The organism is Streptomyces sp. Ru73, from assembly GCF_002920575.1.
GTDB lineage: Bacteria > Actinomycetota > Actinomycetes > Streptomycetales > Streptomycetaceae > Streptomyces.
This window is the reverse complement of record NZ_PQSQ01000018.1, coordinates 24260-36714: the sequence shown is the minus strand read 5'-3', so window position 1 is coordinate 36714 and position 12455 is coordinate 24260. Positions and strand designations below refer to the sequence as shown.

The following is a 12455-nucleotide window of genomic DNA, read 5'->3' as shown; positions in this document are numbered from 1 at the left end:
GCGGGGCGCTCCTCGGCAGGTTTGTCCCCGTGGTCGGGGCTCCGGCTCTCGCGCCGAAGCCTACTGCGCCAAGGGAGCGCCCCGTCTGGGCCTACGGGCGCAGATGCCCGTACGTCATCCGTGCGGTCAGCCGAGTACGCCGCCGAAGAGGCCGCCGTGCGCCATGCCGAGGAAGAACCCGAGCGCCGCAGCGCCGAGCCCGATGATCAGCAGGAAGCGCTCACCGGTGGTCACCGAGATGAACTGGCCCCAGGCACCCGTCACGATGCCGGCCAGGCCCGTCCAGGAAGTGAGCAGATGCAGATGGGTGAAAGCGGCGGAGATCACGGCGATGAGGCCGAGCACGATGGTCACCGCTGCGAGGGTGTTCTCGACGGGATGCGCCTTGCCGTCGCTGTTCAGCACGGACAGCACACCGCGCTGCTGGGGCTTCTGGGGCTGTACTGCATGTGCCATGCGGCACCTCCGTAGACAGGGCGGCGCACTGTAACGCCGCTCACACCCGTTGTGTTCCAGATTGGGGGGATCAGCGGCCTGATTTCAACCGCAAGCCCTCCGCCGGGTACTCTGTACAGTCTGCGCCCATGTCTGTCCGCATCCGCTGTACGGACCGGGCGCGGAACGCATCACGACCCTCCTGCCACGGAACGACCGTGGCCGCTGAGTCCAAAGGAGGTGGGTTCCACATGCGTCACTACGAGGTGATGGTCATCCTCGACCCCGATCTGGAGGAGCGCGCTGTCTCCCCCCTGATCGAGAACTTCCTTTCCGTCGTCCGTGAGGGCAACGGCAAGGTCGAGAAGGTCGACACCTGGGGCCGTCGTCGTCTCTCGTACGAGATCAACAAGAAGCCCGAGGGCATCTACTCGGTCATCGACCTCCAGGCCGAGCCGGCCGTCGTCAAGGAGCTCGACCGTCAGATGAACCTGAACGAGTCGGTCCTCCGGACCAAGGTCCTCCGTCCCGAGACCCACTGACCGCGTAAGCGCTCAGCGGACATCGGGTTCGAGTAGCAACACAGCAGCCAGCAGCACACCCGCCGAGAGGTTCCCCTAATGGCAGGCGAGACCGTCATCACGGTCGTCGGCAATCTTGTCGATGACCCCGAGCTGCGCTTCACCCCGTCGGGTGCGGCGGTCGCGAAGTTCCGCGTCGCGTCCACCCCCCGCACCTTCGACCGTCAGACCAATGAGTGGAAGGACGGCGAGAGCCTGTTCCTGACCTGCTCGGTGTGGCGTCAGGCGGCGGAGAACGTCGCCGAGTCCCTCACGCGGGGCACCCGCGTGATCGTGCAGGGCCGCCTCAAGCAGCGGTCGTACGAGGACCGCGAGGGCGTGAAGCGCACGGTCTACGAGCTCGACGTCGACGAGGTCGGCGCGAGCCTGCGCAATGCCACGGCCAAGGTCACCAAGACCAGCGGCCGGGGTGCCCAGGGCGGCGGCTTCGGTGGCGGCCCGCAGGGCGGCGGCCAGGGTGGCGGCGGCTGGGGCGGCGGCCCCGGCGGCCAGCAGGGCGGCGGGGCTCCCGCCGACGACCCCTGGGCGACCGGTGCTCCTGCGGGCGGTGGCCAGCAGGGTGGCGGCGGTGGCGGCTGGGGCGGTGGCTCCGGCGGCGGCTACTCGGACGAGCCGCCCTTCTAGGCACGTACGTCTGGCACGTACATGCGGGGCTGTTTCACGTGAAACCACGTTTCACGTGAAACGACGGCCCGGCGGCCTGAGGGCGCCAGCACAAACTTCTTGAAACTCACTGGAGAGAGACAATGGCGAAGCCGCCTGCTCGCAAGCCGAAGAAGAAGGTTTGCGTGTTCTGCAAGGAGAAGATCTCCTACGTCGACTACAAGGACACGAACCTGCTGCGGAAGTTCATTTCCGACCGCGGCAAGATCCGTGCCCGCCGGGTCACCGGCAACTGCACCCAGCACCAGCGTGACGTCGCCACGGCCGTGAAGAACAGCCGTGAGATGGCGCTGCTGCCCTACACCTCCACCGCGCGATAAGGGAAGGGTGACCGAAACATGAAGATCATCCTCACCCACGAGGTCTCTGGCCTCGGCACCGCCGGCGACGTCGTTGACGTCCGTGACGGTTACGCCCGTAACTACCTGGTCCCGCGCGGTTTCGCGATCCGCTGGACCAAGGGTGGCGAGAAGGACGTCGAGCAGATCCGCCGCGGTCGCAAGATCCGCGAGATCGCGTCGGTCGAGCAGGCCAACGAGATCAAGGGCCAGCTCGAGGGCGTCAAGGTGAAGCTGGCCGTCCGTGCCGGCGACGCCGGCCGCCTGTTCGGCTCCGTCACCCAGGCCGACATCGCCTCGGCGATCAAGTCGGCCGGTGGCCCGGACGTGGACAAGCGCCGCGTGGAGGTCGGTTCGCCGATCAAGACCCTGGGCGCGCACCAGGTCTCCGTGCGTCTGCACCCCGAGGTTGTCGCCAACCTCGGCGTCGAGGTCGTCGCTGCCTGAGTGCAGCCCGATCGCACGGCCTGAGCACCGGCTGCGGGCAGCCGCCCGCTGACCGCAGCACGGTGAGCGAGTCACACGCAGGGGCCGCATCCCTCCGAGGGTGCGGCCCCTGCGGCTGTCCGGGGCCGGGTGGTTTTCCGGCCCGGCATCCGGCCTCAGCGCGCGGCGCCCGTCACGATCCAGCGGCCCGAGCGGGCGCGCATCCACAGGGTCACCATGCGGACGGCCATCATGAGCGCCATCGACCACCACAGCGCGGTCAGCCCGCCGCCCAGTGCCGGGACGGCCAGTGCGACCGGTGCGAAGACCGCCAGCGTGACGAGCATCGCCCCGGCCAGGTACGGCCCGTCCCCCGCGCCCATCAGCACGCCGTCCAGGACGAAGACGATGCCGGAGACGGGCTGGGTCACCGCGACCACCAGCAGGGCCGGCAGCAGGACGTCCTTCACGGCCGGGTCCGCGGTGAACAGCGGGATGAACAGGGGCCGGGCCAGCGCGACGAGGATGCCCAGCACCACGCCCGCTGCGATCCCCCACTCGACCATCCGCCGGCAGGCGGCCTTCGCGCCGTCCACATCGCCCGCACCGAGATAGCGCCCGATGATGGCCTGGCCTGCGATGGCGATCGCGTCCAGCGCGAAGGCCAGCAGCGACCACAGCGTCAGGATGATCTGGTGGGCGGCCACGTCGGCATCGCCGAGCCGTGCGGCCACCGCTGTCGCGATCATCAGGACGGCGCGCAGCGAGAGCGTACGCACCAGCAGCGGCACGCCTGCCTGTGCGGAGGCGCGAATGCCGGCGGCGTCGGGCCGCAGTGAGGCGCCGTGCCGACGGGCCCCGCGTACGACGACGGAGAGGTAGACGGCCGCCATGCCGCACTGGGCGATGACGGTGCCCCACGCCGAACCGGCGATGCCCAGCCCTGCGCCGTAGACGAGACCGACGTTGAGCGCCGCGTTGAGCGAGAAGCCGCCGATGGCGACGTACAGCGGGGTTCTGGTGTCCTGCAGGCCGCGGAGTACACCGGTGGCGGCGAGGACGACGAGCATCGCCGGGATGCCGAGGGCGCTGATGCGCAGGTAGGTGGTGGCGTAGGGCGCGGCGGTATGGGATGCGCCGAACACGTCGATCAGCCAGGGGGCGGTCGGCAGTACGACGGCGATCACGGCGGCGCCGAGCAGGAGGGCGAGCCAGATGCCGTCCATGCCCTGGCGGATGGCCGCGGAGAGATCACCGGCGCCGACCCGGCGGGCGACGGCCGCGGTGGTGGCGTAGGCGAGGAAGACGAAGACCGACACGGCGGTCGTGAGGAGGGCGGCCGCGACGCCGAGGCCGGCCAGCTGCGGGGTGCCGAGATGGCCGATGACGGCGCTGTCGACCATGACGAAGAGCGGTTCCGCGACGAGCGCGCCGAACGCGGGAAGGGCGAGTGCGATGATCTCGCGGTCGTGCCGTCGCCCGGTGCGCCGGGGCTTCGCGGGAGCCTGTGTCATGCACCCAATCTAATCTTCCACAGGTAAGAGACACAATTGCATACTGCTCCTTACTTTCCGCTGTGCGGAGCGGGGTTGTCCACGGGAGTGGCCGCGATCTTGAACAGGTTGCCGAAGTTTTTCTCCCCCACAGCCTATGGATGGGAAAGCCGCAGGTCAGAGGCGTTGGGAAGGGGTGATTGTGTGTTTGTCCACACCGATTTCCCCCGCCCCGTGCACAGGATCCGGGGGGTTCTCCACAGGTTGGGGGCGATCATCCACATGGCCTGTGGATAACCAGATTGGCGGACGGTGCCCACCGGCCTACCGTTGTCCGGCGCCCCCTCCCCGTACCGGTCCCTGGATTCATCCGAACTCGTCGAGCCGTAAGCGGAGTCGGGTGACTCGTTTGTCGGAGCCGTGCCGTAAGAAAGAAGGGCACAGCAAGGTCCGCGTCGCGGACGGGAGGAGGTGGCGTGGTGAGTATGCCCGAGCCCGCAGAGGACCCCTGGGCCGACTCCGGCCCCGGTGACCGGCTGCCCGCCCGCTCCCGCCGGAACGACGGCAAGGGACGCGGACGCGAGGACCGCTTCGACCGCGACGACAACGGCGGTGCGTGGTCCGGCGGCGGCTTCGAGCGGGTCCCGCCGCAGGACCTGGACGCCGAGCAGTCCGTCCTGGGCGGCATGCTGCTCTCCAAGGACGCCATCGCCGACGTGGTGGAGGTCCTCAAGGGCCACGACTTCTACCGCCCGGCGCACGAGCTGGTCTACCAGGCCATCCTCGATCTGTACGCCAAGGGCGAGCCGGCCGACCCGATCACCGTCGCCGCCGAGTTGACCAAGCGCGGCGAGATCGGCCGGGTGGGCGGCGCCTCGTACCTGCACACCCTCGTGCAGTCCGTGCCGACCGCGGCGAACGCCGAGTACTACGCCGAGATCGTCCACGAGCGTGCGGTACTGAGACGGCTGGTCGAGGCCGGCACGAAGATCACGCAGATGGGATACGCCGCCGACGGCGACGTCGACGAGATCGTCAACAGCGCCCAGGCGGAGATCTACGCCGTCACCGAGCAGCGCACCAGCGAGGACTACCTCCCGCTCGGCGACATCATGGAGGGTGCGCTCGACGAGATCGAGGCGATCGGCTCCCGCCAGGGCCAGATGACCGGCGTCCCCACGGGCTTCTCCGACCTGGACTCGCTGACGAACGGCCTGCACCCCGGCCAGATGATCGTGGTCGCGGCCCGCCCGGCGATGGGTAAGTCGACGCTCGCGCTGGACTTCGCGCGAGCGTGTTCGATCAAACACAACATGCCGAGCGTCATCTTCTCGCTCGAAATGGGGCGCAACGAGATCGCGATGCGTCTGCTGTCCGCAGAGGCCCGCGTGGCGCTGCACCACATGCGCTCCGGCGCGATGACGGACGAGGACTGGACCCGGCTGGCCCGCCGGATGCCCGATGTGTCGGCCGCGCCGCTCTACATCGACGACTCGCCGAACCTCTCGATGATGGAGATCCGGGCCAAGTGCCGCCGCCTCAAGCAGCGGCAGGACCTCAAGCTCGTGGTCATCGACTACCTCCAGCTGATGCAGTCCGGCGGCTCCAAGCGCGTCGAGAGCCGCCAGCAGGAGGTCTCGGACATGTCCCGTAACCTCAAGCTGCTGGCCAAGGAGCTGGAGCTGCCCGTCATCGCGCTCTCCCAGCTGAACCGTGGCCCCGAGCAGCGTACGGACAAGAAGCCGCAGGTCTCGGACCTGCGTGAGTCGGGTTCGATCGAGCAGGACGCCGACATGGTCATCCTGCTGCACCGCGAGGACGCCTACGAGAAGGAGTCCCCCAGGGCCGGCGAGGCGGACATCATCGTCGGCAAGCACCGTAACGGCCCCACCGCCACCATCACCGTCGCCTTCCAGGGCCACTACTCCCGCTTCGTGGACATGGCCCAGACCTGAGCCAGACGTACGGAACTTTCGTTCTGGACTTCGAGGTCAAGAACGGTGTTAGTCTTCTGTCATGGGAAGGCCCAAGCAGTTCGATCCGGACGCCGCCGTCGAGTGCGCCATGAACGTGTTCTGGCGGAAGGGGTATGCCGCGACCACGCCGCAGGACCTCGTCGACGCGATCGGTATCGGCAAGGGCAGCCTCTACAACGCCTTCGGCAGTAAACATGCCCTGTTCGAGAGGGCGCTTCGCCGCTACCGCGACAGCCAGGCCGTTGCCCTCATCGAGATGTTGGAGGAGTTCGGCCCGGTCAAGGAGCGTCTGCGCAAGGCGCTGAAGTTCCTTGCCGAGATGGACCTCGCCGACCCGGACCGTCGGGGCTGCATGGCCGTGAACGCGGCGGCGGAACTCGCCGGCACGGACCAGGCGGCGACCGAACTCGTCCAGCGTATGTTCGCCCGCACCGAGGATGCCTTCCGCGCACTGGTCGAAGAAGGGCAACGTTCTGGCGAGATCGCACCGGAACGTGATCCCGCGGCCTGGGGGAGCCTGCTGCTGAATGCGGTCGTGGGCCTGCGGCTCATGGCGCGTGTTACCGAAAGTCCTGATCGGCTTGTCCGCGTGATCGACGCGACGGTCGACTCTCTCTGACCGACCCGAACCGCGACACTCGCTCCATCCGAAGTGAGTGCTGCCCACATTTTGTACTTGAAGTTCAAGAACTGGAGTGTCGTGAACCTCAATCTCACCGCGAAGACGGCCGTCGTCACCGGTGCCAGCCGGGGCATCGGGCTCGCCACCGTCCGGACTCTCACGGCCGAAGGCGTCCGCGTCGTCGGCGCTGCCCGCACCATTACGCCCGAGTTGAAGGAAACCGGCGCGTACACGGTGTCGGCCGACCTGAGCACCGCCGACGGCGTCACGAGCCTTATGGACAGCGCCCTCACTGAACTGGGCGGCATCGACCTGCTGGTGAATAACGTCGGAGCCGGGGACGACGTGGAGCCCGTCGGCTTCCTCGACACCGACGACTCCCGGTGGACCCGCGTCCTCGACCTCAACCTGCTCAGTGCCGTCCGTGCCGCCCGCGCGGCTCTGCCGAGCCTGATCGAGCGCCGCGGGGCGATCGTCAACGTCGCGTCCATCAACTCCCGTCTGCCCGCCGCCGGCCCGGTCGCCTACAGCGCCGCCAAGGCGGCCCTCGCCGCGCTCGGCAAGTCCCTGGCCGAGGAGTTCGGCCCCCAGGGAGTGCGCGTGAATACCGTCTCTCCCGGCGTGGTCCGCACTGCCATATGGGAGGACCCCGAAGGGTTCGGCGGCAAGGTAGCGGCCGGAGCCGGGGCAGAGCACGCGGCGTTCCTTCAGCAGATACCCGAAGCCTTCGACATCACCACTGGCCGCATTACCGAACCTGAAGAAGTGGCGGCCCTGATCACGTTCCTTCTCTCCAGCGTCGCAGGCAACATCACCGGCGCCGACTACGTCATCGACGGTGGCACCGTCAAGACGCTCTGAGCCGGAGAGTCCCACGAGGGTGGGGCTGACGCGCATGGCTGCGGGACGAGCGGCGCCCGTTCCGCAGCAGTCGCGAGATCATGCAGTCGGCCGTCTCCCCACTGCACCGGCCGCCCGACGCGGCCTCGCGCTGTTCCCTTGCCCGGTTCGGCGGAATGGCCGGGCGGGAGGCGGTAGTTGTGCGGGCCTCTGGGAGCATGTGGGGCATGACGGAGTGGGATGGCGTGGTGGTGTCGTCGGACGAGGGCCGCGAGGGCGCTGAGCTGTTGCCGGGGACCCGGCGGAAGCTGTGGCGGCGGCTGGCCGTGGGGCAGTCGGAGGGCCGGGCGCCGTCGATGGTGGGCGCGGTCGTGCGGGACGGCAGGCCGGCCTGGCTGGGGCTGCGCGGCACGGTGGACGGCGGCGCGCCGAGCCACGACGTGCAGTACCGGATCGGCTCGCTCACCAAGACGTTCGTGGCGGTGCTCGTCATGCGGCTGCGGGACGAGGGGCTGCTCGGGCTGGCCGACCCGGTGGGCAAGCACCTCAAGGACACCCCGGTGCCGGACGCGACGGTCGCGCAACTGCTTTCGCACAGCTCCGGCCTGGCGGCCGAGGCACGCGGGCCGTGGTGGGAGCGGACACCGGGCAGGCTGCGGCCGGGCCCTGCGGACCTCTTCGGTGAGCGGCCGCGCCGCCACCCGGCGGGCCGGCGGCACCACTACTCCAACCCCGGGTACGCGCTGCTGGGCGCGCTCGTCGAGCAGCTGCGCGACGGGGCCCACTGGGGCGAGGTGCTGCGCCGCGAGGTGCTGGAACCGCTGGGGATGACGCGTACGACGCTCGGCCCGGAAGCGCCGCACGCGGCGGGCTGGGCCGTGCACCCGTGGGCGGACGTGCTGCTGCCGGAGCCGGCCGAGGACACCGGTCTCATGGGCCCGGCGGGCCAGCTGTGGTCCACGGCGTCGGACCTGTGCCGGTGGGCGGCGTTCCTGGCCCGCGGCGACGACCGGGTGCTGAGCGCGGCGAGCGTCGAGGAGATGCGGACGCCGGCGGTGCCGGCGGAGGGCGACTGGACCACCGGCTACGGACTGGGCCTGCAGCTGCTGCGGACGGCCGAGGGCCGGGTGCTGGCCGGGCACACCGGCTCCATGCCGGGCTTCCTGGCGTCCCTGTGGATCGGCACGGACGCCGGTACCGACGAGGGCGTCGCGGGCCTCGCGCTGGCCAACTGCACGTCCGGCCCCGCGATCAGCGGTATCGCCGCCGACCTCGTACGGATCGTGGCCGAGCGGGAGCCGCGCATCCCCGCCCCATGGCGGCCGCTGACCGGGCCGCTGGACGAGGAGCTGCTGGCGCTGACCGGCCCCTGGTACTGGGGCGCCGCCCCGTTCGTCCTGCGGCTGCGCGCCGACCGGCAGCTGGAGCTGAGCCCGGTGTCCGGCGGCGGCCGCAGCTCGCGCTTCCGGCCCGCGGAGGACGGCACCTGGACCGGCCTGGACGGCTACTACGCGGGGGAGACGCTGCGCGCTGTGCGGGCCGCCGACGGCTCGGTCAGCCACCTGGACCTGGGGACGTTCGTGTTCACCCGTGCCCCGTACGAGCCGGCGGCTCCGGTGCCGGGCGGCGTCGACGCGGGCGGCTGGCGCACGGACGGCTGAGGCGCCGGGGGAGGCGTCAACGCGGGGCTTCCGGCGGGGCGCGGGCGCCGGAAGCAGCACGGCGGGACGGACGTACAGTCGAGCCAGATATCAGGAGTGCCCGGGAGCCGCCGTCGTGCGGGCCCGCTACCGCTGGAAGGCCACTGTGACTGCCGTGAACGATGCGACCGCGAACGCGAACTCCGAAGTACCGGCGCTGCTCGACCTGCCGCCGCTCAGCGCGGCGCACTTCGCGCGGATCGAGGACAAGGTCGCCGCGATGATGGGGACCGAGGCGGACGTCGTGACGATGCAGGGCGAGGCGCTGCTGCCGCTGGAGGCGTGCATCCGCTCGGCCGTACGGCCCGGGAGCACCGCGCTCAACATCATCACCGGCCCGTACGGCGAGACGTTCGGCGGCTGGCTGCGGTCCTGCGGCGCCGAGGTCATCACCATCAGCGCACCCTTCACCGGCGCGGTCTCCCCGCAGCAGGTGGCGGACGCACTGCGGGAGAACCCCGCCATCGACTTCGTGAGCCTGGTGCATGCCGAGGCCGCCACCGGCAACACCAACCCCGTCGCCGAGATCGGTGCCGTGGTGCGGGAGCACGGCGCGCTGCTCATGCTGGACGCGGTCGCGTCGGTGGGCGCGGAGCCGCTGCACACCGACGAGTGGGGCGTCGACCTGTGCGTCATCGGCGGACAGAAGGCGCTGGCCGGTCCGGCGGGCGTCTCGGTGGCGTCCGTGAGCGCCCGCGCCTGGGAGCGGATCGCCGCCAACGAGCAGGCGCCGCGCCGCTCCTACCTGTCGCTGCTGGACTGGAAGGACCGCTGGATCGACGGCGGCCGTAAGGCCCTGCCGCACGCGCCGGCCCAGCTGGAGATGCTGGCGCTGGAGCAGGCCGTGGACCGGGTGACCGCGGAGGGGCCGGCCGTCGTCATCGCCCGCCACCGTGCGGCGGCAGCGGCGACGCGTGCGGGCGTACGTGCCCTGGGCGGGCTGACGCCGTACGTCCTGCGTGACGAGGACGCCGCGCCGGCCGCGACGACGCTGCGGGCACCGGAAGACCTGGACGCCCGCGAGATCGTGGCCGCCGCGCTGGCGGTGGACGCCGGAGTGCCGCTGCAGGCCGCGGCCGGTGCGCTGGCCGAGGAGATGATCCGGCTGAACCACTACGGCCGGGCCGCCGACCGTGGTGTCGTGCTCGCCTCGCTGGCCGCGTTGGCCGAGGGGCTGCGTGCGGTGGGTGCGGATGCCGCAGCCGACGCCGGTGCGGCCCTGAAGGCGGCCGGGGACGCCTGGGACGCGACGATCGGGGGCTGAGCCGCACCTGCCCCCGATCCGTACCCGATCCCCGGGCTTGTTCAGCCGGTGCACCGCACGTCAGGTGCCTGATTAGGCCAGTCGGGTTACTTTCGGACCCAGGGGTGCGGGAAGAGCCGAGTGGGGCCGTGTTTCACGTGAAACACGGCCCCTTTGTCATGCCGTCATGGGGTCGTGCCGTCATGCCGTCACGCCTGAGGAGGGGCTGAGGGAGGGCTGAGGGGGTGTGAGTCGCGTGTGCGGCGGGCACCAGCGCGGAAATGTTCGGCATTGATTCATCTGAAAGCGGAACGATCAGCCCTCAACGCCCCTATTTTTAGGGGTAGTTGGAGCCCTCTGATGCAGGGGTGCGGTAACGGGCCGGGCGTTCCGGCAACGGGTCGGGCGCTCCGGGCTCCGGCGCAGGCGGCTCCGTGAGAGCGGCGCCCAGCTCGTACTCCAGCGGGGGGGCAGTCCGCGTCCCCTTCCGTCGCCGGCCGCGGCGGACGCCCGGGGGCAGTCCAAACGCCGTTTCGTAAACGGAAGCATCAACCCGCTTATGTGATCGGCCCGGCGGGCGGGTACTGCCGGTCTCCTTCCGGCGCGTTTCGCGGAGTCGGCGGCGGCGCGCCGGGAGCAAGGCCGCTGTTCGTGGTTTTGGGCACCTTAGAATCGGAACGTCCGGCCCGTTTATCAGCACGGTTTCCGAGACAGTGGTGCAGCCGTTTTCGAGGAGGCCGGAGAATGCCGGAGAAAGGCACCTCGGCGTTGCGTGCCGATGCGCGGCGCAATAAGGCGCTGGTGCTGCAGGCGGCCCGAACTGCCTTTGAGGAACGCGGGTTGGACGTTCCGCTTGGCGAGATCGCTCGGCGCGCGGGGGTCGGGGCCGGCACCGTTTACCGTCATTTCCCGTCGAAGGACGCGCTGTTCAAGGCGACGGTCGCGGACCGGTTGCGGCTGTTCACCGACACGGCACGGGACTTGGCCGATGTGCCGGACCCCGGTGAGGTCTTTTTCCGCTTCATTGCTTCCGTGGTCAGGATCGCCGCGCAGAACAAGGCGATGTGCGCCGCGCTGGACGGTGCGGCGATGACCCGTGCGCGGCCGGTCGCGCCGGGGCTGGAGCGGGAATTCTGGTCGGCGCTGGAGGTATTGCTGCACCGGGCGCAGCGGGCCGGGGCGGTGCGCAAGGACGTCGTACTCGCCGACGTACGCGTGCTGTTGACCGGCTGTATGGCCATGGAAGTACGCCGGTCGGGTGAGGGCCCCGAATTCGCGGGGGAATCGGGCGGCGGGCAGGAATCCGCCGCTGGTACGGAGCCGGTGGACGGCCCGGCGGGCCGTATGACGGCGCTGATGTGCGATGCGCTGCGCGCGGGCCGGGACGTAACGAAACTGCCGTTCGAAGCGGCCGGAAGTAACGAAACCCTGTGCGAAGAATGCGGCGTACCAGTGCAAACAGCGCACACCGGCCGGCCCGCCCGCTATTGCGGTGGGGCCTGCCGGCAGAAGGCGCACCGGACCAGGTCCAGGGCGCGTTCGGGTGACGACGACGGCGCTGAGGGCCTCCCGGCCGTGGATGCGGCCGTGGAGCCGGCCGTCAGCCTCGGTACACAGGCCCCCGGGGAGGTCACAGCTGGCGCTTGAAGCCCAGGTGGGAGGCCTCGAAGCCGATGCGCTCGTAGAAGCGGTGCGCGTCCACGCGGGTCGCGTCGGAGGTCAGCTGGATCAGCTGGACGCCGAGCGCGCGGGACTCCTCCACCGCCCAGTCCATGAGCCGCGTGCCCAGCCCGCTCCCCCGTTCCTCGGAGTGGATGCGCACCCCTTCGACGACGGACCGGGTGGCGCCGCGCCGGGAGAGCCCGGGAATGACGGTGAGCTGGAGGGTGCCCACGACGCGGCCGCCGCGCTCGGCGACCACGAGGTGCTGGTTCGGGTCGTCGGCCAGCCGTTTGAACGCCGTGCGGTACGGGGCCAGGTCGCCGGGGGACTCACGGGTGGCGCCCAGGGCGTCGTCGGCCAGCAGTGCCACGATGGCGGGGATGTCCGCCTCGGTCGCGCGGCGGATCTTGAATTCGCTCATGCGCGCGACCATATGCCGAGCGTGGCTCCCGTTCCCAGGGCCTGACGCCTGTCTC

The 12455-nt window shown here is 70.3% G+C and carries 13 protein-coding genes; 10 read left to right on the top strand and 3 right to left on the bottom strand.

Annotation, left to right across the window (positions count from 1 at the left end):
• Window positions 1-126: 126 nt before the first annotated feature.
• The gene (locus C3486_RS11260; protein ID WP_103832482.1) at window positions 127-456 is read right to left on the bottom strand and encodes a hypothetical protein; all 330 of its coding nucleotides are present in this window, start codon (window positions 454-456) and stop codon (window positions 127-129) included.
• A gap of 230 nt (window positions 457-686) precedes the next feature.
• Between C3486_RS11260 and rpsF the strand changes: the two genes are divergently transcribed.
• From rpsF to rplI, 4 genes are all read left to right on the top strand, one after another.
• Window positions 687-977, top strand: coding sequence for a 30S ribosomal protein S6 (rpsF, locus tag C3486_RS11255; RefSeq protein ID WP_003978891.1), 291 nt, complete (start codon window positions 687-689; stop codon window positions 975-977).
• A 78-nt stretch (window positions 978-1055) separates the two neighbouring features.
• Window positions 1056-1640 carry a single-stranded DNA-binding protein gene (locus C3486_RS11250; RefSeq protein ID WP_103832481.1) on the top strand — a complete coding sequence of 195 codons (585 nt, stop codon included), beginning with the start codon at window positions 1056-1058 and terminating at the stop codon, window positions 1638-1640.
• Window positions 1641-1762: 122 nt separating this feature from the next.
• Entirely contained in the window at window positions 1763-1999 is a 237-nt protein-coding gene (rpsR, locus tag C3486_RS11245; protein ID WP_003978893.1) for a 30S ribosomal protein S18, read from the top strand.
• A gap of 18 nt (window positions 2000-2017) precedes the next feature.
• Entirely contained in the window at window positions 2018-2464 is a 447-nt protein-coding gene (gene rplI, locus C3486_RS11240) for a 50S ribosomal protein L9 (RefSeq protein WP_103832480.1), read from the top strand.
• A 155-nt stretch (window positions 2465-2619) separates the two neighbouring features.
• Here the strand turns inward: rplI and C3486_RS11235 are convergent, their stop codons facing one another.
• Window positions 2620-3957, bottom strand: a complete 1338-nt coding sequence (locus C3486_RS11235) for an MATE family efflux transporter (RefSeq protein ID WP_103832479.1) — start codon at window positions 3955-3957, stop codon at window positions 2620-2622.
• Window positions 3958-4421: 464 nt separating this feature from the next.
• Here C3486_RS11235 and dnaB point away from each other — a divergent pair, with 464 nt between their 5' ends.
• From dnaB to C3486_RS11205, 6 genes are all read left to right on the top strand, one after another.
• Complete coding sequence (gene dnaB / locus C3486_RS11230) at window positions 4422-5891, top strand: replicative DNA helicase (RefSeq protein ID WP_103832478.1); 1470 nt, start codon at window positions 4422-4424, stop codon at window positions 5889-5891.
• Between the two features lie 61 nt (window positions 5892-5952).
• Window positions 5953-6531, top strand: a complete 579-nt coding sequence (locus tag C3486_RS11225; RefSeq protein ID WP_103832477.1) for a TetR/AcrR family transcriptional regulator — start codon at window positions 5953-5955, stop codon at window positions 6529-6531.
• Between the two features lie 81 nt (window positions 6532-6612).
• Window positions 6613-7395: an oxidoreductase gene (locus tag C3486_RS11220; protein ID WP_103832537.1), complete on the top strand. Its 783-nt coding sequence runs from the start codon at window positions 6613-6615 to the stop codon at window positions 7393-7395.
• A gap of 206 nt (window positions 7396-7601) precedes the next feature.
• A complete protein-coding gene (locus C3486_RS11215; protein ID WP_103832536.1) occupies window positions 7602-9035 on the top strand; it encodes a serine hydrolase in 1434 nt (477 codons plus the stop codon).
• Between the two features lie 154 nt (window positions 9036-9189).
• On the top strand, window positions 9190-10338 hold the full coding sequence (locus C3486_RS11210) for an alanine--glyoxylate aminotransferase family protein (protein ID WP_103832535.1): 1149 nt from the start codon (window positions 9190-9192) through the stop codon (window positions 10336-10338).
• Between the two features lie 723 nt (window positions 10339-11061).
• A complete protein-coding gene (locus C3486_RS11205) occupies window positions 11062-11964 on the top strand; it encodes a TetR/AcrR family transcriptional regulator (protein WP_103832476.1) in 903 nt (300 codons plus the stop codon).
• Here the strand turns inward: C3486_RS11205 and C3486_RS11200 are convergent.
• Window positions 11948-12400: a GNAT family N-acetyltransferase gene (locus C3486_RS11200; RefSeq protein WP_103832534.1), complete on the bottom strand. Its 453-nt coding sequence runs from the start codon at window positions 12398-12400 to the stop codon at window positions 11948-11950. The two genes, C3486_RS11205 and C3486_RS11200, sit on opposite strands and share 17 nt — an antisense overlap.
• Window positions 12401-12455: the final 55 nt, after the last annotated feature.

What these genes read in the sequence shown, in the direction of transcription:
- C3486_RS11260 (WP_103832482.1), bottom strand. Translation starts at nt 456, where the DNA reads ATGGCACATGCAGTACAGCCCCAGAAGCCCCAGCAGCGCGGTGTGCTG.
- rpsF (WP_003978891.1), top strand. Translation starts at nt 687, where the DNA reads ATGCGTCACTACGAGGTGATGGTCATCCTCGACCCCGATCTGGAGGAG.
- C3486_RS11250 (WP_103832481.1), top strand. Translation starts at nt 1,056, where the DNA reads ATGGCAGGCGAGACCGTCATCACGGTCGTCGGCAATCTTGTCGATGAC.
- rpsR (WP_003978893.1), top strand. Translation starts at nt 1,763, where the DNA reads ATGGCGAAGCCGCCTGCTCGCAAGCCGAAGAAGAAGGTTTGCGTGTTC.
- rplI (WP_103832480.1), top strand. Translation starts at nt 2,018, where the DNA reads ATGAAGATCATCCTCACCCACGAGGTCTCTGGCCTCGGCACCGCCGGC.
- C3486_RS11235 (WP_103832479.1), bottom strand. Translation starts at nt 3,957, where the DNA reads ATGACACAGGCTCCCGCGAAGCCCCGGCGCACCGGGCGACGGCACGAC.
- dnaB (WP_103832478.1), top strand. Translation starts at nt 4,422, where the DNA reads ATGCCCGAGCCCGCAGAGGACCCCTGGGCCGACTCCGGCCCCGGTGAC.
- C3486_RS11225 (WP_103832477.1), top strand. Translation starts at nt 5,953, where the DNA reads ATGGGAAGGCCCAAGCAGTTCGATCCGGACGCCGCCGTCGAGTGCGCC.
- C3486_RS11215 (WP_103832536.1), top strand. Translation starts at nt 7,602, where the DNA reads ATGACGGAGTGGGATGGCGTGGTGGTGTCGTCGGACGAGGGCCGCGAG.
- C3486_RS11205 (WP_103832476.1), top strand. Translation starts at nt 11,062, where the DNA reads ATGCCGGAGAAAGGCACCTCGGCGTTGCGTGCCGATGCGCGGCGCAAT.
- C3486_RS11200 (WP_103832534.1), bottom strand. Translation starts at nt 12,400, where the DNA reads ATGAGCGAATTCAAGATCCGCCGCGCGACCGAGGCGGACATCCCCGCC.